This window comes from Shewanella algicola, assembly GCF_014648035.1.
GTDB classification, from domain to species: domain Bacteria; phylum Pseudomonadota; class Gammaproteobacteria; order Enterobacterales; family Shewanellaceae; genus Shewanella; species Shewanella algicola.
Genome location: NZ_BMQI01000049.1, coordinates 16,694 through 38,370 on the forward strand (window position 1 = coordinate 16,694; position 21,677 = coordinate 38,370).

The window sequence follows — 21,677 nt, forward strand, 5'->3', positions numbered from 1 at the left end:
ATGTTTGATTGTGATTGTCATCAAACAAAGGGTAAAATGCTGACAGCTATCACAATCTGGCCACATGGATTGTTGAATCGGTTTTGTCCGCCAACATATGCAAAAGAATAGAGGAAAACATGAGTAACGAAATTAACACTCAGGTAGTTGTATTAGGATCTGGCCCTGCAGGCTATTCAGCAGCATTCCGTGCCGCTGATTTAGGTTTAGATACCATTATCGTTGAACGTTTTAGCACCTTAGGTGGTGTATGTTTGAACGTAGGTTGTATCCCATCTAAAGCATTACTACACATTGCTAAAGTGATTGAAGAAGCCAAAGCAGCTGCCAGTCACGGTGTAGTATTTGGTGAGCCAACAATCGATTTAGAAAAATTACGTGGCTTTAAAGAGAAAGTGGTTGGCCAGCTAACAGGCGGATTAGGCGGAATGTCTAAAATGCGTAAAGTTAACGTGGTTAATGGCTTTGGTAAGTTCACTGGCCCTAACACTCTTGAAGTGACCGCAGCTGACGGTACTGTCACTGTGGTTCAGTTTGAGCAAGCTATTATTGCTGCCGGTTCACGTCCAATAGAATTACCATTCATTCCGCATGAAGATCCACGTATTTGGGATTCGACTGACGCACTAGAATTGAAAGAAGTGCCTGGTAAATTATTGGTGATGGGCGGCGGTATCATTGGTTTAGAAATGGGTACTGTGTACTCGTCACTAGGCAGTGAAATTGACGTGGTTGAAATGTTTGACCAAGTTATTCCAGCAGCTGACAAAGATATCGTTCGTGTATTCACTAAGCAAATCAAGAAGAAGTTTAACTTAATCCTTGAAACTAAAGTGACTGCAGTAGAAGCCAAAGAAGATGGTATCTACGTAACAATGGAAGGCAAGAGTGCTCCAGCAGAACCAGTACGTTACGATGCAGTATTAGTCGCGATTGGTCGTACACCAAACGGCAAGCTCATTGCGGCTGAAAAAGCAGGTGTTAATGTTGATGAGCGTGGCTTTATCAATGTAGACAAGCAATTACGCACTAACGTGCCACACATCTATGCTATCGGCGACATCGTTGGTCAACCAATGTTGGCTCATAAAGGTGTGCATGAAGGCCACGTAGCTGCTGAAGTTATTGCCGGTATGAAGCACTACTTCGACCCTAAAGTGATCCCTTCGATTGCTTATACTGACCCTGAAGTAGCATGGGTTGGTTTAACTGAAAAAGAAGCAAAAGAGCAAGGTGTTGCTTACGAAACTGCGACTTTCCCATGGGCTGCAAGTGGCCGTGCAATCGCATCAGATTGTAGCGAAGGTATGACCAAGTTAATTTTCGACAAAGACACTCACCGCGTGATTGGTGGTGCTATTGTTGGCGTTAACGGTGGTGAACTATTAGGCGAAATCGGCCTAGCGATTGAAATGGGTTGTGATGCTGAAGATTTAGCATTAACCATTCACGCTCACCCAACTTTACATGAGTCAGTAGGTTTAGCTGCTGAAATGTACGAAGGTTCAATTACTGATTTACCTAACCCTAAAGCGGTTAAGAAAAAGAAGTAATATCGCGTTATGATTAATGATTAAAGCACTCCATAAAGGGGTGCTTTTTTTTGGATGTTTTTTGAGAAGATAGTCTAGGCTTAACTCTTATCCGTGTTTTATTGCAAACGGTATGCTGCGATGGTTGCCAAGATAGGTGTCGTAAGTGCTGCGTGAAACAGCCGCAAGCAAAATAAATTTTCGTATTTAATGTAACGTTTATGGGTAGCAAGTTGCGCTGTTGATATAGCCTAAAAGGTGTAACTTTATGAATATTATGAGTTACTCAAATACCGTACGCTACACGGCATATAAAAAGTATTTTGGACTGTGTTGTCAAAGGTAGAGTTCATGTTAAATACGTGTAATAAAATATGTGACTTTGCTAAGGTAATAATGTTAAAACAATAAGATATAACAATATTATGTAGTGTGTTTTTTAGCACCTCTTGTCCTCACCTCATTATTTATTGAGTTGGTAGGGTGTTATTTTTTCGGCATTATGCCAGTGTTTAATTAGAGGAATTGACTGAGTTTATGATTAGAGTTGTGTTGTTAAGCCTAAGTTGTTGGATATGCTTTCTCCTTGCTGTCGCCCCCGTTCACGGAGCTGATATTGTTCAGCGGGTTTTTAATGCTAAAGATGGTTTAGCTAATGCACGAATTCAAGATATCAGCTTTGATCGATATGGTTATGTGTGGTTAGCAACCCAAGAAGGTCTGTACCGGGTTAGCAACAGCAAAGTAAGACGCATTGATAAGGTCGGCTTTGACTCGGTATTAGATGATGAACTGACTACCTCGGTGATTAACTCAGGGCCTGATCATTTATTAATTGGTACCCAATCTTCACTGTATCTATACAGCATTCTCGACAATCAATTTAGTTTACTGCTCAAGCCCCAAGGCGATGATATTACCAATATCAATAAAAGCATTCGGGTGGTTGCTTACCAACGTCAATTAGATAATCAATTACTGCTATTGGGCGATTCAGGCAAGGTTTATTACTTTGACGATGACAACAAGTCATTGAGACTCTCATTAAAGCATCAATTAAACCCCGACCTAAACTGGGCAAATGTACTGCAGTTGCATGATGGACGCTACCTTTTCTCAACCCGAGATGAGCTGCAAATTCACCAAACTGACGGCACCTTTATTGGCCATTTTCCTTGGGCAGATAAAAATGGTTCAATAAGAAAAATATTTCAAGATAAGCAGCAGCGTATTTGGCTACTTACATCGAAAGGATTATACCAAGCTAACCCTGAGTCATTATCGGTGCAAGTTGTGCCTGAGATACCTTATTACGTCGATCAAATGGCCGAGGATCTTAATGGCGATTTATGGGTGTCGAGCCGTAGCGGATTAATTTTTTGGGAGCAAAAAAGCAACACATTTACATTGTACCCAGATGCGTTAAAACAACGGGCTAACATTGACTATATTCATGATATTGCAGTCGATTCCGATGGGCTGCTATGGGTTGGCGGTTCGGGTGATGGCTTAGCTGTTATTGCCGGTACACCGTCGTTTTTACTTGAAAGTTATTCTAAAAAATCATCCTATCAACTCAAAAATGAGATGACATGGTCTATTTATGTTGAAGATGAAAAAATATGGCTTGGCACTGATAGTAGTTTATCTGCAATTGATCTGACGAGTAATGGAGCTTCGACAACCATTATCCCTTCAGGATTTAAAATCAGCGACAGTATTTATTCACTTGGGTCATTAAATGAAGATCATATTATTTTAGGAACGACCTCTGGGCTATACGTTGTCAATAAAACCACTAACGAAAGCAGTAATTTTGCGACTTGGAGCGGCGGTAAAGAGTCCTTAAGTAATAGAATTATATTTAGTATTTATCGAGATAAACTAAATCCTAAACGTGTCTGGTTTGGCACAAATAAAGGTGCATATTATTGGCAAGAGGGTAATGATGATCTGGTGCTTGAGGAGTTATATGACGGCCAACAAACATTAACAAATACTTCGTATCGAGATTTTCTACGCGAAAATGAAGATAGATTGTGGGTCACTGGGGCCAAGATTTTTGGCTATGTTGATTCTACTGGTGAGTATCATTCAAAATTAAATCTCTTTAACGATTATGCCAATACACCGATGGTTAATTCTCTATTGCAAGTCGCGCCAGATATACTTTGGTTAGGCACCACGCAACAAGGCATTATCGAACTCAATACACAAACTAACGCCATTAAGTCACTTGATCAACAGTGGAAAATTGATTGTAAAGTGGTGTACTTTTTACACGATAGCGCCACCGACCATATTATTGGTTGTGCTAATTCACTGATTAAAATTAATAAACTCAACGGCAAGGTCAGTTCATTTAACCACAAAGATGGTTTTATATCAGATGAGTTTAATGAAGCGGCTGAGTTTTATGACCCCGAAAAAGGCTTTTTTATTGGCACCCCTGATGGCGCTATGCTGATTGATTTAGATAAATTAGCTCCTCGTACAGTCAGCGATAAAGTCATACTTGAATCGGTATCGGTTTATTATGATGACACTACCGCGGTGTATTTAATTCCCAGTCAATTAACCCAGGTTGACCCTGGTGCCAGCCTAATTAGTTTTCATATTGCCTTATTAGATTATTTAGACGATACCCCAATGACATTGCAATATCGATTGGCGAAAGAGGGCGCTGAAGCGGGAAATTACTTGTTGCTTCAAGGGCAGTCACAAATCAACATTACCGGTTTGAGCGCAGGCGATTATGTTTTAGAACTCTTGTATAAACGCAACGGCGTTTGGTCGAGTGAACCGTTCCAATATCCATTTACGGTTAAGCAATATTGGTGGAAGTCACAAGAGTTCAAAGGCGCATTGAGTATTTCATTATTGTTGATTGGTGCGATTCTATTACTGTATCGACAACAACAAATTAATCGCTTTAAACACATCAATTCGAAACTACAAAAAAGTGATGAAAGACTGCATCAGGCTCTTAAAGGCAGTGATTCAGATTTATGGGAGTGGCATGACAGCAGCCAACTGATCTCGCTAGATAATAGAGGGGGAGTATTGGGGAGTGAGCCCGCATTTGTATTAGCCATTGCTGATTTGCCATTGCATCCTGCTGATATGGAAAGATTTAATAAAACTTGGCTTGAGTTTTACCATTGCCAAACGGATGTATTAGATATTGAATATCGCTATTTGCACCCTCAAGATGCTACATGGCATTGGTTACGGATAAACGGTCGTGCAGTCGAGGTTGATCGGCAAGCGGGTAAGGTTGTTCACGCTGCCGGAATGTATACCGATATTACCAAAAAGCGCGCACTTGAAAGCGAAGTCAACTTGCTTGCTCAAGCTTTTGAAAACACTTCTGAAGGCATGTTGATTTTAAATGTTAATAAAGACATTAAAATTAGTAATGCTGCAGCAAACTTGATTTTAGCTTCGCACAAAACAGATTTAGCCGGTAAGCCTTTTATTGAGTTAGTTGCCGAGTCGGCTGAGCCCTTCGATATGGACGATGTGTTTGATAAAGAGCGCTTTTGGACTGGTGAGTGTGAGTTTTATTGCGTTGATGGCAGTCGCTGCCCGGTTTGGATGAACGTGTCTACCATGATCAACGACAGTGCCGAGTCACTGTATTATGTGGTGGTATTTTCTGACATTACCGAGCGCAAACACAGTGAACAACACCTTAAACGCTTAGCCAACAATGATACCTTAACGGGACTGGCTAATCGCTCTATGTTTTCACGTCGTTTAGGCCAAGTTATTGAAGCGGCAAAACAACATGACGAAACGCTCGCGTTGCTGTTTTTAGATTTAGATCGTTTTAAGCATGTAAATGACTCATATGGCCATGGTATGGGGGATGCATTGCTAGTCGAAGCCGCAAACCGGTTACAAACTTGTTTGTCTGAAGAGCACTTATTATGCCGTTTTGGTGGTGATGAATTTGTGATTTTATTGCGCGATGCAAAAGATATCGACACTATCAATCACATTGCAAAGCAATTACTTAACCAAATAGAAATGCCGTTTAAGCTATATGGACGAGAGTTTTTTATTTCAACCAGTATTGGCATTAGTATTTGGTCCGGTGATGACCAAACCCCCGAAACCTTGATAAAAAATGCCGACTTGGCCATGTATCATGCAAAAGAAGAAGGCCGGGGGAATTTTCAATATTATTCAGCAGAGCGCAATGCAGAAGCCTTATACCATTTACGTTTAGAGGCTGACTTACATAAAGCCATAGCGAGCAATGAATTTGAAATTTATTACCAACCGCAAGTCAATGTTGAAAAGAATCGCTTAGCAGGTGTTGAGGCGTTAATTCGCTGGCATCATCCGCTAGATGGTCTGGTGCGCCCAGATGTATTTATTGGCATTGCAGAGTCGTGTGGATTAATCGTCGACATTGATCGCTGGGTATTAACTCAAGCCTGTATTGACGGAGCCCGTTGGTGTAAAGAATATCAACAAGATTTGTTGGTGTCGGTCAATGTGTCAACCATGCATTTTAGGCAACCTGACTTTATCGACTTTATTACTGCCACCTTACATAAAACCGGGATGCCAGCTAAGTGCTTGTCTATTGAAATCACAGAAGGTGTGTTGATGCGGGAAATCGATATTGCCACTCAACACTTATTAGCATTAAAACAATTGGGCGTTGATGTGGCTATTGATGACTTTGGCACAGGCTATTCATCGCTAGCGTATTTGCGCACATTTAAAGTTAATACCCTTAAAATCGATCGCTCCTTCTTGATTCACATCGACCAAAATCAAGCTGACCAGGCTATTGTTAGCAGTATTATCGAGCTGGCTCGAAACTTATCGTTAGAAGTGGTCGCTGAAGGGATTGAAACCCCAGAGCAATTGGCCCAAGTTGTTAAACGAGGTTGCCATATTATTCAGGGATATTACTTCGCTAAACCTATGCCCAAAGCCGAACTTGAGCAACACATGAAACAGTACCAATAAGCATTCAACAAACTGATGAAACAGGTTATTTCAAGCAATATTATTGATGAGCAAGCCTGAGTCAATTAGTTTGGGTATTGGTTAAATCTTGTTAGAATGCGTTGTTTTTACTTAATTGCGGAATGATTTATGCTTACAATTTTGCGCCTTAATCAACTAAGTTGGTTTTTGCTAAGCTGCCTTTGTTTTAGTGCGGTGTTACAACCCGTAATGGCGGCTTCTAAAATAGCGAAAGAAAGACCGACAATTGGGCTCGTGCTCAGTGGTGGTGGTGCAAAAGGGACCGCGCATATTGGGGTATTAAAAGTACTCGAAAAAAACCGAATTCCAGTCGATTATGTTGCCGGAACCAGTATTGGTGCATACGTAGCAGGTATGTATGCGCTTGGTTACAGTGCAGAGCAAATTGAAAAAATCATGCTTAGCGGCGAATGGACTGACGGCTATTCAGATACTATTCCGCGTGAGAGTTTAAGCTACCGTGATAAACAACAACGCGACCAGTTTAATATTCCACTGACCGTTGGTTATAACGACAACCGTTTAACCTCTCCAAGTGGATTGTTACGCGGACAAAGTATGTCGTTATTACTCAGACACTCTACCGATTTGGTTGAGCAATTTGGTGATTTTGATGATCTGGCCATTCCCTATCGTGCTGTTGCTACCGACTTAGCAACCAGTGAAGCCGTTGTGTTATCAAGCGGTAGCGTGGTACAAGCCATGCAAGCATCGGCAACCGTGCCGGGAGCGTTACAACCGGCTATTATTGATGGCCGTTTGTTAGTTGATGGCGGTATTGCCAACAACATGCCCGTGGATGTGGTCAAAGCGATGGGTGCTGACATTATCATTGCTGTTGATATTGGTTCACCATTAGTCGGTCAAGACCGACTCGACAGTACAGTCGCTGTACTTGAGCAGCTATCAACCATTTTGACTCAAGCCAGCACTGCGCGGCAAAAAACACTACTCACAGAGCGCGATATTCTTATTCGCCCCGCCATTGATGTACTCAGTACCACTGACTTTTCCATTATGCCGTTGGCACTCAAATTAGGCGAAGATGCGGCAAAAATTCAATTAGAAAAACTCAAATCTTTATCGATAAAAGAGTCTGATTATTTGGCTTATCAAGCAGAAAAAACACAACAAAGCTTGCAGTGGAATGACCCACTTAAAAAACCAATTTATAAAATTGCCTTTGATAATCAATCAAAGGTCAGTGAAAAATTATTGCGTGAGCGTCTCGATATCGAAAAAGGTGACGTGCTCACCAAAGAAGATTTAGCCGATGCAATTAACCGTGTTTATGCATTAAATAAATTTGAACGGGTTGATGCCGAATTTGAAGACGTAGATCAAGGACGAATTTTAACGGTTACTACCAAGGCCAAGTCGTGGGGACCTAATTATTTTCAAGCTGGTTTTAACTGGGAAGATGACTTTAGTTTAGATTCGGCAATTACACTGAGTTTGGCGTTAACCATGACCGATCTCACCTCAAAAGGTGGCGAGTGGCGTAATGAAATTGAATTAGGTTACCGCAAACTCATTGCAACTGAGTTTTATCAACCGTTAGATCGAGACCAAACTTTTTATAGCCTGGCACGTTTACAGTACCAAATGTTAAATTGGGATGTACTTGATCAAGACAGCAGTTATTTATTACTCGAAAATAACGTTGCGCAGCTTGAGCTAGGTTTAGGTTACAACTATGACTCCGATGGCATCATGGAGCTCGGCTTTATTGGTGAAAATGGTCACGTTAAAAGTGAGGTGAATACACAAGACTCAATAAGTTATCACTCAACGGGTGCTTACTTTAAAATAAGCTATGACACTTTAAACAGTATTAGCTTCCCTACTGACGGTAACCGATTTACTTTTGTCAGCTATTTAAGGGATGAGTCTTATAGTGGCACCACTAGTTCAGATAATACTTTTAGTGACGATCTCGCATGGCAATTTGAAGCCGACTGGAAAGGGGCGTTAAAGCTAGGTAATCACGCTATTGTGGGTAAAATGGAATTTGCAACCACTGAAAATGACGGCAACTTTACTCTGCATGTTGCAGAGTTAGGCGGCTTTTTAAATTTATCAGGTTACCGTAAAGATACCCTTGTGGGCGCGCATAAAATATTCAGTGCGATTATTTACCAATATGACTTAGGGCGTGATGTGTTAATTACCGATTTACCTTTGTATTTAGGGGCCAGTTTAGAGGGCGGTAATGTGTGGTTTGAACGCAGCGAAATGGACTTCGATGACTTAATTTATGCCAGTAGCTTATATTTGGGTACCGATACTGATTGGGGCCCTGCGGCGCTTGGTTTAGGGGTAACAAACCAAGGTGATGCTGCATTCTATCTGTTTTTAGGTAAGAACTTTTAAGCCGTCTATCTAAGCAAAAAGCCTAGGATGCTTCGCTGTTAGAGGCTATTAAATCTTAACAGCGAAGCTGCCCCTAGCAGGACGAAGTTTGCCCTAGAAGCGAAGCGCACTATCCGCGTAGCAGCCTAGGCACCTAGGCCTCGAGCAGTGCGGGTAATAATCCTGCGTGAGCTAGCTTATGATGGGCGATTACCCATTTTGTTTGGTTAACGGTATGAGGCGCCGGAATAGCAACGGTTTGCATGGTGGCTGCTCGGGCAGCAATAAGGCCATTAAACGAGTCTTCAATGGCAATGCATTGGCTTGGCGCAATACCAAGCGCGTTAGCGCAGTTTAAATACACTTCAGGGTGCGGCTTACCGTAAGCTAAGTTCTCTGCAGACTCGAGTGCTTCAAAATAATGACCAATGGCGAGCTTATCGAGCACGGCGTGAATAATTCGCGATGACGATGATGTGGCGAGGCCAATTTTTAGCCCAAGTCGTTTGCATGCTTCAAGTGAATCGATTACGCCGAACATTGGCTCACCCGTTGCGCTAATTTGCGCAATGACTTCATTCACTATCTTATTAGCGGTGGCCGTATTGTCATAATGAGGCCAAGGAAAGCGTTGATACCAATAACTCACCACCTGATCAATTCGCAGTCCGGTGGTTTGCTCAACTTGTTCAAGAGTCAAATTAAGGCCAAGGCTGTTCAATACAGTTTGTTCAGCAAGTTGCCAGGCGGGTTCTGAATCGATCAAAATTCCATCCATATCAAAAATTACCGCTTTTATTTTGGTCGACACCGCACAAGTTCCTTAAATCACCTCATTTAGGCATTAATTATCGCGATCTTGTGGTTTAGATACAACTCATGCACAAGTTTTTAAAAAATATTTCATCTCAAAAGTCGATATTTAATGATGTAAAAGTTTAATCAGCAGGCTAGGTTTAAGTTTATGTATTTAAATGTTTTTTAGCCTGTTTCAAACTATTGTCTAATTTAAATTTATTCACGGAACGATTAAATTGATTTTTAGCTGGATAAATCGAGTTGATTTAAAGCTTCTAACAGTGTGATCTGATTCATACTTTTATAAAGCTGTAGTATACTAAACATCGGATTTCAAGCCCGAACCTGTGGAATTATCAGCGTAACAATATGTGCGCTGAGTTTCGCCGTTAGGCGTCAAACAAAGAGGAATGTTGCCGTGCTAGAAGCATATCGTAAACACGTCGCAGAACGTGCTGCAGAGGGTGTTGTCCCTAAGCCATTAGATGCACAACAAGTGGCTGAATTAGTAAAATTAGTTGAGACTCCTCCTGCTGGGGAAGAGGCGGTAGTCCTCGACTTATTAGAAAACCGTATCCCACCAGGTGTTGATGAAGCTGCCTATGTGAAAGCGGCATTCTTAGACGCAGTGGCAAAAGGCACTGTAAAATCACCAATTTTATCAGCTGAACGCGCAGTTGAGTTATTAGGTACTATGCAAGGCGGTTACAACATTGAGCCATTAATTGCTCAATTAGAAACTCCAGCATTAGCACCACTGGCTGTTAAAGCATTATCAAACACATTATTAATGTTTGATGCATACCACGACGTGGTAGAAAAAATGCAAGCCGGTAATGAGTCTGCTAAACAAGTTGTTGAAGCTTGGGCAAATGCGGATTGGTTCTTAAACCGTCCAAAGCTTGCTGACAAAGTGACCTTAACAGTATTTAAAGTGGCGGGTGAAACCAACACTGATGACTTGTCTCCAGCACCTGATGCATGGTCTCGTCCAGATATCCCATTACATGCATTAGCCATGTTGAAAAACGCCCGTGACGGTATCGTACCTGATGTGTCTGGCGAAGTGGGCCCAATCAAAGAAATCGAAGCCTTAAAAGAAAAAGGTCATCCACTTGTTTATGTTGGTGACGTTGTAGGTACCGGTTCTTCACGTAAATCAGCAACTAACTCAGTATTGTGGTTCATGGGTGATGATATCCCTTATGTACCTAACAAGCGTGCTGGTGGTTTCTGTTTAGGTAACAAGATTGCCCCTATTTTCTTCAACACTATGGAAGATGCAGGCGCATTACCGATTGAGCTAAACGTTGATAAAATGGACATGGGCGATGTTATCGACATTTATCCATATGAAGGCGTTGTTAAGCGTGGCGGTACTGACGAAGTTATCTCTACGTTCGAACTTAAAACTGACGTATTGTTAGACGAAGTTCGTGCTGGTGGTCGTATTCCATTGATCATTGGTCGCGGCTTAACTGATCGCGCACGTGAAACGTTAGGTTTACCAGCATCTGACGTATTTGTTCGTCCTGAAGATGTTGTTGCATCAGACAAGGGCTTTACCCTTGCACAAAAAATGGTCGGTAAAGCATGTGGCGTGAAAGGTATTCGCCCAGGGCAATACTGCGAACCTAAAATGACCTCAGTAGGCTCGCAAGATACTACTGGCCCAATGACACGTGATGAGTTAAAAGACTTAGCCTGTTTAGGCTTTAGTGCTGATTTAACTATGCAGTCATTCTGTCACACAGCGGCTTATCCAAAGCCTGTTGACGTTGAAACACACCACAAACTGCCTGATTTCATCATGAACCGTGGCGGTGTTGCATTACGTCCAGGTGATGGTGTTATTCACTCTTGGTTAAACCGTATGCTACTACCTGATACCGTTGGTACTGGTGGTGATTCACATACTCGTTTCCCAATTGGTATTTCATTCCCAGCCGGTTCTGGCCTAGTAGCCTTTGCTGCAGCAACAGGTGTGATGCCTCTTGATATGCCAGAATCAGTTTTAGTTCGCTTTAAAGGCACCATGCAACCAGGTATCACACTGCGTGACCTAGTACATGCGATTCCACTAAAAGCGATTGAAATGGGTCTGCTAACGGTTGAGAAAAAAGGCAAAATTAATGCCTTCTCTGGCCGTGTATTAGAAATCGAAGGCCTTGAAAAACTGAAAGTTGAGCAAGCATTCGAACTGTCTGATGCATCTGCAGAGCGTAGTGCTGCTGGTTGTACTATTAAGCTAGACAAAGAGCCAATCATTGAATACTTAAACTCTAACATCGTGATGTTAAAGTGGATGATCAGTGAAGGTTATGGCGATCGTCGTACGATTGAACGTCGTATTACCGCTATGCAAGAGTGGATTGCTAACCCAGAGTTGATGGAAGCTGATAAAGATGCAGAATATGCTGAAATTATCGAAATCGACTTAAACGACATTAAAGAGCCAATCCTTTGTGCACCAAACGATCCTGATGATGCAGTATTATTATCAAGCGTTGCAGAGACTAAGATTGACGAAGTGTTTGTGGGTTCTTGTATGACAAACATTGGCCACTTCCGTGCTACCGGTAAGATGTTAGACAAGTTTGCTAAAACATTGCCAACACGTTTATGGATTGCGCCTCCAACTAAGATGGACCGCGATCAGTTAACGGAAGAGGGTTACTACTCAATCTTCGGTCGTGTCGGTGCTCGTATCGAGATCCCTGGTTGTTCTCTTTGTATGGGTAACCAAGCACGTGTTGCTGAAGGCGCTACCGTTGTGTCTACTTCAACGCGTAACTTCCCTAACCGTTTAGGTACAGGTGCGAACGTTTACTTAGCATCAGCTGAGCTAGCGGCAGTAGCAGCCTTGTTAGGTCGTCTACCTTCTCCACAAGAGTATCAAGACTACGCGAAAGAATTAGATGCAACTGCAGCTGATACTTACCGTTACTTGAACTTCGACCAAATCGATTCTTACACGAAGAAAGCTGACAGCGTGATTTTCCAAGCCGCGCTATAAGCTTAAACTAGTTAACAGTTGATCAAAAATGCCAGCAGAAATGCTGGCATTTTTATTTGGGTTTCGAGGCGAGGATTTAATTATGGAATTACTCGTTACGCTTTAAGTAAATCAAAACCATTTTTTTGCACTAGATGTAACAGTTTTAAAGCAGGCCCTTCAGGATGGCGTTTACCTTGCTCCCATTTTTGTACACTCGATACTGAAACATTAAGGCCCCTCGCAAATACAGGTTGGCTAAGATTATTTGTGATTCGAATATGTTTAATTTGCGCAGCCGACAATACGTTAACTTCAGGTAAACAGAGAACATCTAGCTCACGCATGGTCGCCGTTTTCATGACTCCTGCATCATGTAAGCCTTGTGCTGTGTTATGAAGTGATTTTAATAATCTACTCATCTCGTGTTACCTCGTAAAGTGCTTTGCTTTTTAATGCTTTTGCTAACTGTTTATTGTCGTAAGAGAGCAACCCTTTAGCCATAATCTTTAATGCTGTCTTTGCTTTTATTGAAATATCCGCCTTTTCATTTTTGGAAAAACCAAAGATAAAAAACGATTTATCATCAACGTTAAAAGCAATGATAGTTCTAAAATCACCACTTTTTACCTTGACCAGTTCGAGCAACTCGTTTTTTAATGACATTACCACCACGTTTGGCATCGATAAGTCCATTTTCAACTTCTTGAATCGCAGCGAGTAGGGCAGAATCATCTACATTTTCATTTTTAGCCCAAGATGTAAAATCAGGTGTTTTTGAATATTCTGCCCACTTAAAATCCTTTAAGTGTATCACTGAGTCATACATTTCATGTTAGCACTTGAGTGTTTTCTAAGCAATAATTGGGGGGAGGGCGCCAAGAGCAAGCTAAGGTTTTTTTATTGGTTTTAAGATTTTGTGCCCACAATCTGGTGTGAGCGAGGCGCGAATACCTTAGTGGCAGCATACTATCAGTGATAAGTGTCTGCGGCAGGCAATTGATAAGAATAATGGTATGAATTAAAGCAAGCTTTCCAATATCGAAGAAGGTATGTGCTCGTATGTGTTTGGGTAAAAATGATTAAGGATGTACATTGAAATGTGTTGCCGTAGGCCATAAGTGCAAACACCTGGATCCCGGCTCAAAAGCATTGCCGGGACGACGAGGTAGATAGATTTATTTGGATTAAATTTATTGCTGGAAGTGCAACTTTGATACTTAATCCAAACGAAGTTTGGCAATAAAGAAGGTTATGAATACTTAATATTCATATCAATCAATGGTTCGCGTGAACCTTTCTCTGCCCGCAGTCTGGCTAAATACTGCTGCCATAATTCAGCTTGATTGCTACATAAGTTGTATAGCACTTGCCAGGAATACAGGCCGGTATCATGACCATCATCAAAGGTGATTTTTACCGCATAATGACCCACAGGTTCGAGGGCTTTGATATTCACCGCTTTCTTGTGAGTGACTAATATTGGGTTGCCATGACGCTGTACTTCTGCCGATGGGGAGAATACGCGGAGCATTTCACAGCTGATGTTGTAGGTTTGGCCGTTATCAAATGTGACTTCTAATAACTTAGATTGGCGCTTAAGCTTAATACCACTAACAGTTGGCGTTGATTGAGTCATGGGAATACCTATAAAAAAAAGGATTAACGCTAAATCGCAGATTATCATCATACGCGACTTTGCTGTTAATCCTATTATTGTTAAGCCTATTTGTGACGTTTAATGTCCATCAGTTTGTGTCGCTACATAGTGCATCGACACAGGCCTGATTTAAGCTTAAATCTTATAAAATAAAGCGGCTTAAATCTTCATCTTGTACCAGAGTATCAAGGTGGTCGTTAACATACTGCGCATCAATCACAAACGTTGAGCCTGACTTTTCAGACGCATCGTAAGAGATTTCTTCCATCAGCTTTTCCATCACAGTATGCAAACGACGAGCACCGATGTTTTCAGTACGCTCATTGACTTGCCATGCTGCTTCTGCGATGCGTTCAATGCCTGATTCTACAAACTCTATCGTGACACCTTCTGTTGCCATTAGCGCAATATATTGCTCAGTTAAAGATGCATGCGGCTCAGTCAGAATTCGCTTAAAATCACTAGCCGTTAGGGCATCTAACTCAACACGAATAGGTAAACGACCTTGCAACTCTGGGATTAAGTCAGATGGTTTTGACATCTGGAATGCACCCGAGGCAATAAATAAAATATGGTCGGTTTTCACCATGCCGTGTTTAGTGGTGACAGTACAACCTTCAACTAATGGCAGTAAATCACGTTGTACACCTTCACGCGACACATCAGGGCCAGAGCTTTCGCCGCGCTTACAGATTTTGTCGATTTCGTCTAAAAACACAATGCCATTTTGTTCAACCAACTCGATGGCTTGCTCTTTAAGATCTTCTTGATTAACCAGTTTCGCGGCTTCATCTTCAACTAGCTGTTTGTAAGCATCTTTAATCTTAAGCTTTTTGCGTTTTGAGGTGCTTTGGCCAAGATTTTGGAATAAACCTTGTAGCTGATTGGTCATTTCTTCCATGCCTGGTGGTGACATGATTTCAACGCCAATTTGTGGCGCAGCAACATCGATTTCAATTTCTTTGTCGTCTAGTTGACCTTCACGCAGCTTTTTACGGAATACTTGACGGGTGTTTGAGTCGTCTTTTGGCTCAGTGTCCCAATCATCTTTCGCCTTAGGCAATAGCGCGTCTAAAATACGTTCTTCGGCCATTTCTTCTGCGCGATGACGGCATTTTTTCATTTGCTGCTCGCGGGTCATTTTCACGGCAGAGTCAGTTAAATCACGGATGATTTGTTCCACTTCTTTACCGACATAACCCACTTCGGTAAATTTTGTCGCTTCCACTTTAATAAATGGCGCGTTAGCTAGTTTGGCTAAACGACGGGCGATTTCGGTTTTACCGACACCGGTTGGGCCAATCATTAAAATGTTTTTTGGGGTGACTTCGTGACGTAATGACGGCTCCAGCTGCATACGGCGCCAGCGGTTACGTAAGGCAACGGCGACTGAGCGTTTAGCATTTTTTTGGCCGATGATATGCGAGTCTAGTTCGTGAACAATCTCGCGTGGAGTCATTTCAGACATAACTGTTCCTTTATTAACGCTCGAATTAGTAATCTAACTTTTCGATAGTTTTGAATTGGTTGGTAAATACGCAAATGTCGCCGGCAATGGTCAACGATTTATCCGCAATTTCTTCGGCGCTGAGTTCGGTATTTTGCAATAGGGCGAGTGCTGAGGCTTGGGCATAGTTACCACCCGAACCAATGGCCACTAGGTCGTATTCTGGCTGCACTACATCGCCGTTACCGGTAATAATTAATGAGGCTTCACCATCAGCCACCACTAGCATGGCTTCGAGTTTACGCAGCATTCTGTCGGTACGCCAATCTTTGGCGAGCTCAACAGCTGACTTTAATAAATGGCCTTGATGCATTTCGAGCTTGGCTTCAAAGCGCTCAAAAAGAGTAAATGCATCGGCAGTACCGCCTGCAAAACCAGCTAATACCTTATTATGATACAAGCGACGCACTTTACGCGCGTTGCCTTTCATGACGGTATTGCCTAAAGATACTTGGCCATCGCCTGCGATGACAACTTGATTATTGCGGCGTACGGATACGATTGTAGTCACGGTAAATCCTCTTTAAATGCATCAACGAATGCAATTGTTGATTCATGATTAAATTGGATATGGGGTCAAAATGAGAGATATCAAGGACAGCATAAAAAAAGCCCTGTTCGAGTGAACAGGACTGATGAAAGTTTATCGCATTAGTCGATTGAAAAGCGCTATTGCCATAACCAAATTTGGCAGGTGTTAATGCCTGACCTTTGCATTTTATGGCGGTTGGTTTCAGCTTCGCGTTTGTTAGGGAAAGGTCCTAATACTACGCGGTACCAAATACCATTGGTGCCTTCGCTGCGACGCACTTGGGCTTCCATTCCTTGAAACGCTATGCGGGCTTTCATTTCATTGGCTTGTGACTCTTGTCTAAACGAGCCACATTGCATTTGATAAATGCCACTTGAAACCACGCCTGTAGCAGGCAAGTCAATTTCAACTTCTTTATTTTCTAACTCTTCAAGATAAGTCCATTGCTCTTGCGGTTTAGGGGGTAATGCATTTGGGTCTGGTTTAACCACTTTTTTGGCCGCAGGTGTTGGTGCAGTTTCAGCTTGTACGGTTTTCTTTTTGGGTTGCTGGGCAGGCTCTGCGACCTGGGTGCCTGAGCTACCGTTTATTGACCATAAAAAGTAACCAAAGCCGATAACAAGCGCGACAACAACAAATACAGGCAAATACGGAAAGCTGCGCGCCGGCGCTTTTTTACGCTTGGTTGCACGGCTTTTGGTGGGTTTGCTTCCCTTAGGTTTGCGGTTTGCGTAGTCGCGACTCATGATTACATCCGCTCTAAAGTTTCAATGCCAAGTAAAGATAAACCGGTTTTAAGGGTGTTGGCAGTAAGTTGCGATAATAATAAACGGCTTTGTTTTTGCGCTTCAGTGTCAGCCGCTAAAACTGGGCAGGCTTCGTAAAAGCTTGAGAACTCACTCGCTAACTCAAACAAGTAGCCACACAGTACATGTGGTAAGCCTTTGTCGGTCATGCGGGTAAGCACTTCACCAAACTGGGCTAACTTGGTGCCTAAATCTTTTTCTTTTTCGTGTTCAAGGACGATTTTAGCCTGACTTAAATCGATGTCTTCAGCACGTTTAAAAATACCGGCTACGCGAGTATAGGCATACAGTAAGTATGGTGCAGTGTTACCCTCGAAACTTAGCATTTGCTCGAAGCTGAAAATGTAATCGCTCGTGCGGTTTTTAGATAAGTCAGCGTACTTAACTGCACTGATCCCGACAACGCGAGCGATTTCAGTAAGTGTTGCCTCGTCCATGTCCGGATTTTTGCTGCGCACCAGTTCAAGTGCGCGCACGTTCGCTTCATCTAATAAGTCGACTAATTTAACTACGCCGCCTGAACGGGTTTTAAATGGACGACCATCTTCACCGTTCATGGTGCCAAAGCCTGTGTGCTCTAGAGACATGTCTGCACGAACAAATTTAGCTAACTTGGCAAGGTTAAATACTTGATGGAAATGCAGCGCTTGGCGCAAATCAACAAAGTACAGTGCGCGGTCGGCTTTCAGTACGTTTGAGCGGTAGCGCATAGCGGCTAAATCAGAAGTGGCATATAAATAACCGCCATCAGCTTTTTGAATAATAACCGGTAATGGCTCGCCTTCTTTAGTGCGGAATTCTTCTTGGAACACCACTTTAGCGCCATTACTTTCACTTAATAAACCTTGGGCGTCTAAATCTTTAACCACTTGCGCAAGGTCTGCGTTATAAGCACTTTCGCCGTGAACATCAGCGCGCGTTAGGCTCACACCTAAACGTTTGTATACATCATGACAGTGGCTTAGCGAGATGTCGTTAAACTCACGCCATAGTTTATTGCAGTATTCGTCGCCCGATTGTAAGGCAACCACTAACTGACGTGCACGAGTGGCAAATTCGGTTGATTCGTCAAAGCGGACTTTTGCGGCACGGTAAAAGCTTTCTAGATCAGACAATTCCATTTTGGCTTGTTCGCCATTGGCTGCACGTAACTCTTCCATGTATGCCAGTAACATACCAAATTGTGTGCCCCAGTCGCCAACGTGGTTTTGACGGATTACGTTATGACCTAAAAACTCAAGCGCACGGACAACACTGTCACCAATAATGGTTGAACGTAAGTGACCTACGTGCATTTCTTTGGCTAGGTTTGGCGATGAATAATCGACAACGATAGTTTGCTTAGCCGGTAAGCTCACGCCTAAGTGGTCATCGTTTAATGCTTGTTGTAGCTGATTAGCTAATGCGTTGCCGTCGATAAAGAAGTTAATAAAACCTGGGCCGGCAATTTCAACTTTAGCAACGTGAGATGACGCCGGTAAGTTGTCGATAATCAATTGGGCTAATTCGCGTGGATTCTTTTTCGCTATTTTGGTCAGCATCATTGCAAGGTTAGTCGCTAAGTCACCATGACTTTTATCTTTAGTGCGATCGACCTGAATGCGCGCTTGAAAATCAGCTGGCACAATACCTTGCTGTTTAAAAGATTCGAGGGTTTGTTCTAGTAAAGATTCAATATGTGATTTCATGGGCGTTTGCTTGCACTAATTCGTTAAATGAATGACATGACGGAACCGCGTATTTTAGCCGTTTATGGGGGGTAATTGCTATCGGCTTTGGCGGAAATATTGGTTTTTTTATCATAAACCTGAATAACAATCTCAGTGAACGGTATTACAGAGGTTATAACCAATGATTACACGGCGGTTGCTATTACATTAAATCTTGTGGGTCGCGATCAATCGTCCAGCGACAGCGCTTACTTTCAGGGAGTTGTTCAATTTGACTCAGTACCTGCTCAAATACCGTTTGTAGTTGCTGACGATTTTTGGCCTGCAGCATTAACTGGCGTCGATACTTTCCGGCTTTACGGTCTAATGGCGCGGGGATTGGGCCAATCACTTCGAGTTCGTTACTTTGCGGGATAAGCTGACTGATTTGAGCTAAAAAGGCGTCAGCATCTTGAGCCAAGTGCGCCTCTGCTCTAATTAATACCATGTGCCATGCTGGCGGTAACAATGCTTGTTGGCGCTCAGTTAGCTGGCTGCGGGCAAATTCACCGTAACCACGTTGCAGCAAATCGCGCAAAATTGGGTTGTCACTTTGGTGGGTTTGTAACAGCACTTTACCAGGTTTGTCGGCGCGACCTGCGCGGCCTGACACTTGAGTGTATAGCTGACCAAAACGCTCAGGCGCACGAAAATCGGCACTGAATAATGCACCGTCCACATCCAATAAGCCCACTAACGTCACATCGGGAAAATGATGCCCTTTAGCCAACATTTGCGTGCCTACTAGAATTTTATATTTTCCCATGTAAATCCCTTGTAACTGTTGCTCAAGGGAGCCTTTGCGCCGAGTGGTGTCGCGGTCAATGCGCACAACCGGATATTGTGGGAACAGCTTCACCAACTCTTGCTCAAGCTGTTCTGTGCCTAAGCCGTGCCCCATCAACATGGTGCTACCACATTGATGGCATTGTTTCGGGATGGCATATTGATTACCACAGTGGTGACAGCAAATTTCGTTTAAACCTTGATGTACAGTAAAAAAAGCATCGCAACGGTCGCATTCATGTAAATGGCCGCATTCGTGGCACAACAACGCAGGGGCAAAGCCGCGACGGTTTAAAAACAATAACACCTGGTTGCCGGCATCAAGGTGCATGCGCATTTCGTTAATTAACGAGGCTGACATACCGGCTTTTAAGGGCTGCGAGGTAATGTCGATAATGCCTTGCTTCACTTTTTGCGCCGCGCCAGCACGCTCGCTTAATTCAAGGTGGTGGTAACGGCCAGATATCGCATTTTGTAGGGTTTCAAGCGAAGGCGTTGCTGAGCCAAGTACCACTTGAATATCTTCTAAATGGCCGCGCATTACGGCTAGATCTCGGGCGTGGTAGCGCACACCTTCTTGCTGTTTAAAGCTGCTGTCGTGCTCTTCATCGAGAATAATTAATCCAGGATAAGCCATAGGGGTAAAAAGTGCTGAGCGAGTACCAATAATAATTGCCGCTTCGCCCACGCGTGCTTGTCGCCAGGCTTCAAGGCGCTGGTTGTCGGTTAAACCAGAATGAATTACCGCCACCTTAACTTCAAACCGGCGTTTAAAGCGATTAATGGTTTGTGGGGTTAACCCTATTTCTGGCACGAGGATCAGCGCTTGTTTTCCTTGCTTTAAAATAGTCTCAAGCAAGGTTAGGTAGACTTCTGTTTTACCCGAGCCTGTAATACCTTCTAGTAAAGTGCAATGAAAACCTTGTTGCTGAGTTAACACCGAAACCGCGACGGCTTGCTGTTTATTTAATTTGTGCGGCGACTCGTTCATGTGCAGCTTGTGACGCCAGCTCAAGTCGTGAGTAATGACCGCACTTTTTTGTTCAATCCATTGCTTATCTTGCAATGCCTTAAGCGCAGATTTACTTAACGCTTGGGTGGTAAATTCATCTTGCGTTAACGGATTTTCTCGCAATAAATCGAACAGTTTTTTTTGTGCAGGGGCGCGTTTAAGGACGCTTGAGTCTACTTGACGGCCTTGCTCGTTTAAATGATATTCAACCATGGCTTGTGGTGTAGCATCTAACCCTTTACGCAGGGCGACAGGAAGGGCTTGGCTGAGCATTTGACCTTGGGAAGTAAAGTAATATCTTGCCGCCCACAGTGTTAATTTATATAGCGAGTCGGGCAGTAATGGGGCATCATCTAGCACTGCAGTTACGGATTTAATTTGTTGCGGTGCTAAGTCGCAAGTGTCAGTAATAGCGGTAATTAGGCCAATCAGTTGTTGACGACCAAAAGGCACTTTTACACGCAGTCCAATTTGCAATGATGTTTGCTGCTCGTCTTTTACGCGGTAACTAAAGTTTTGGCGTAGTGGGACGGGTAAGGCGACTTCAACAAACACGGGCATAGGACTTCATCATTATTTAATGCTATCTAAGATTGTGGATCAGTTTACCTCTAAGTGTCATCAAAGTGATAGGGCAAGTGTTATGTATAAAAGACTTATTATGCTCTTGTTTGTTGTAGGCGGAATGTTTGTGAGTGTGATACATGCTTTTGCTCAAGTCAGCCATGTGAGCATCAATAGCCGTCAATTTGATGTGGGTCAGCAAGCTTTATTAAAAATGAATATAGTTGTGCAAAATGATGATGGCTCACAACTCAACTTTTACACTCGCCAGCAAATTGAGGGCGAGATGCAACAACAAAAATTACTGGTTCAACCTATAAATCGATTTTTAGTGCAACTCAGTGGTCAGCACAGGGTGAGATCGCGAACGTTTTTTAAACAAAATACGCTATCGATTAAATCTTATTTGACCTA

General features: G+C 42.8%; 14 protein-coding genes and 1 pseudogene. 5 read left to right on the top strand and 10 right to left on the bottom strand.

What is annotated here, in order from left to right; translation table 11 throughout:
- The first annotated feature begins 119 nt into the window (after positions 1 to 119).
- From lpdA to IEY42_RS17640, 3 genes are all read left to right on the top strand, one after another.
- Complete coding sequence (lpdA, locus tag IEY42_RS17630) at positions 120 to 1,553, top strand: dihydrolipoyl dehydrogenase (RefSeq protein WP_188926617.1); 1,434 nt, start codon at positions 120 to 122, stop codon at positions 1,551 to 1,553.
- 516 nt (positions 1,554 to 2,069) lie between these two features.
- Entirely contained in the window at positions 2,070 to 6,521 is a 4,452-nt protein-coding gene (locus IEY42_RS17635) for an EAL domain-containing protein (RefSeq protein ID WP_188926618.1), read from the top strand.
- A gap of 129 nt (positions 6,522 to 6,650) precedes the next feature.
- A complete protein-coding gene (locus IEY42_RS17640) occupies positions 6,651 to 8,915 on the top strand; it encodes a patatin-like phospholipase family protein (RefSeq protein ID WP_188926619.1) in 2,265 nt (754 codons plus the stop codon).
- 133 nt (positions 8,916 to 9,048) lie between these two features.
- On the opposite strand, the gene hxpB is transcribed toward IEY42_RS17640, so the two are convergent.
- Entirely contained in the window at positions 9,049 to 9,705 is a 657-nt protein-coding gene (hxpB, locus tag IEY42_RS17645) for a hexitol phosphatase HxpB (protein WP_188926620.1), read from the bottom strand.
- Between the two features lie 405 nt (positions 9,706 to 10,110).
- Here hxpB and acnB point away from each other — a divergent pair, with 405 nt between their 5' ends.
- On the top strand, positions 10,111 to 12,708 hold the full coding sequence (gene acnB, locus IEY42_RS17650) for a bifunctional aconitate hydratase 2/2-methylisocitrate dehydratase (protein WP_188926621.1): 2,598 nt from the start codon (positions 10,111 to 10,113) through the stop codon (positions 12,706 to 12,708).
- 95 nt (positions 12,709 to 12,803) lie between these two features.
- Here the strand turns inward: acnB and IEY42_RS17655 are convergent, their stop codons facing one another.
- The 9 genes from IEY42_RS17655 to priA form a co-directional block, all read right to left on the bottom strand.
- Positions 12,804 to 13,109: a helix-turn-helix domain-containing protein gene (locus IEY42_RS17655; RefSeq protein ID WP_188926622.1), complete on the bottom strand. Its 306-nt coding sequence runs from the start codon at positions 13,107 to 13,109 to the stop codon at positions 12,804 to 12,806.
- A complete protein-coding gene (locus IEY42_RS17660; RefSeq protein WP_229780144.1) occupies positions 13,102 to 13,383 on the bottom strand; it encodes a type II toxin-antitoxin system RelE/ParE family toxin in 282 nt (93 codons plus the stop codon). Before IEY42_RS17660 ends, IEY42_RS17655 begins: the two co-directional genes overlap by 8 nt.
- Complete coding sequence (locus tag IEY42_RS22440) at positions 13,304 to 13,516, bottom strand: type II toxin-antitoxin system RelE/ParE family toxin (RefSeq protein ID WP_229780146.1); 213 nt, start codon at positions 13,514 to 13,516, stop codon at positions 13,304 to 13,306. Before IEY42_RS22440 ends, IEY42_RS17660 begins: the two co-directional genes overlap by 80 nt.
- A 423-nt stretch (positions 13,517 to 13,939) precedes the next feature.
- On the bottom strand, positions 13,940 to 14,326 hold the full coding sequence (locus IEY42_RS17665) for a gamma-butyrobetaine hydroxylase family protein (protein ID WP_188916997.1): 387 nt from the start codon (positions 14,324 to 14,326) through the stop codon (positions 13,940 to 13,942).
- 163 nt (positions 14,327 to 14,489) lie between these two features.
- Positions 14,490 to 15,815 (bottom strand): ATP-dependent protease ATPase subunit HslU, encoded by a 1,326-nt coding sequence (hslU, locus tag IEY42_RS17670; RefSeq protein ID WP_188926623.1) that lies wholly within the window; start codon positions 15,813 to 15,815, stop codon positions 14,490 to 14,492.
- Positions 15,816 to 15,840: 25 nt separating this feature from the next.
- Positions 15,841 to 16,365: an ATP-dependent protease subunit HslV gene (gene hslV, locus IEY42_RS17675; RefSeq protein WP_188917001.1), complete on the bottom strand. Its 525-nt coding sequence runs from the start codon at positions 16,363 to 16,365 to the stop codon at positions 15,841 to 15,843.
- Between the two features lie 158 nt (positions 16,366 to 16,523).
- Positions 16,524 to 17,132, bottom strand: a complete 609-nt coding sequence (locus tag IEY42_RS17680) for an SPOR domain-containing protein (RefSeq protein ID WP_188926624.1) — start codon at positions 17,130 to 17,132, stop codon at positions 16,524 to 16,526.
- Between the two features lie 2 nt (positions 17,133 to 17,134).
- Positions 17,135 to 18,880: an arginine--tRNA ligase gene (argS, locus tag IEY42_RS17685; protein ID WP_188926625.1), complete on the bottom strand. Its 1,746-nt coding sequence runs from the start codon at positions 18,878 to 18,880 to the stop codon at positions 17,135 to 17,137.
- A 184-nt stretch (positions 18,881 to 19,064) separates the two neighbouring features.
- Positions 19,065 to 21,260, bottom strand: a complete 2,196-nt coding sequence (priA, locus tag IEY42_RS17690; protein ID WP_188926626.1) for a primosomal protein N' — start codon at positions 21,258 to 21,260, stop codon at positions 19,065 to 19,067.
- 82 nt (positions 21,261 to 21,342) lie between these two features.
- Between priA and IEY42_RS17695 the strand changes: the two are divergent.
- Positions 21,343 to 21,677, top strand: a pseudogene (locus IEY42_RS17695) (hypothetical protein); the annotation flags it as partial.

What these genes read in the sequence shown, in the direction of transcription:
- IEY42_RS17665 (WP_188916997.1), bottom strand. Translation starts at nt 14,326, where the DNA reads ATGACTCAATCAACGCCAACTGTTAGTGGTATTAAGCTTAAGCGCCAA.
- IEY42_RS17680 (WP_188926624.1), bottom strand. Translation starts at nt 17,132, where the DNA reads ATGAGTCGCGACTACGCAAACCGCAAACCTAAGGGAAGCAAACCCACC.
- IEY42_RS22440 (WP_229780146.1), bottom strand. Translation starts at nt 13,516, where the DNA reads ATGTATGACTCAGTGATACACTTAAAGGATTTTAAGTGGGCAGAATAT.
- IEY42_RS17635 (WP_188926618.1), top strand. Translation starts at nt 2,070, where the DNA reads ATGATTAGAGTTGTGTTGTTAAGCCTAAGTTGTTGGATATGCTTTCTC.
- argS (WP_188926625.1), bottom strand. Translation starts at nt 18,880, where the DNA reads ATGAAATCACATATTGAATCTTTACTAGAACAAACCCTCGAATCTTTT.
- priA (WP_188926626.1), bottom strand. Translation starts at nt 21,260, where the DNA reads ATGCCCGTGTTTGTTGAAGTCGCCTTACCCGTCCCACTACGCCAAAAC.
- IEY42_RS17655 (WP_188926622.1), bottom strand. Translation starts at nt 13,109, where the DNA reads ATGAGTAGATTATTAAAATCACTTCATAACACAGCACAAGGCTTACAT.
- IEY42_RS17640 (WP_188926619.1), top strand. Translation starts at nt 6,651, where the DNA reads ATGCTTACAATTTTGCGCCTTAATCAACTAAGTTGGTTTTTGCTAAGC.
- hslU (WP_188926623.1), bottom strand. Translation starts at nt 15,815, where the DNA reads ATGTCTGAAATGACTCCACGCGAGATTGTTCACGAACTAGACTCGCAT.
- IEY42_RS17660 (WP_229780144.1), bottom strand. Translation starts at nt 13,383, where the DNA reads ATGGACTTATCGATGCCAAACGTGGTGGTAATGTCATTAAAAAACGAG.
- lpdA (WP_188926617.1), top strand. Translation starts at nt 120, where the DNA reads ATGAGTAACGAAATTAACACTCAGGTAGTTGTATTAGGATCTGGCCCT.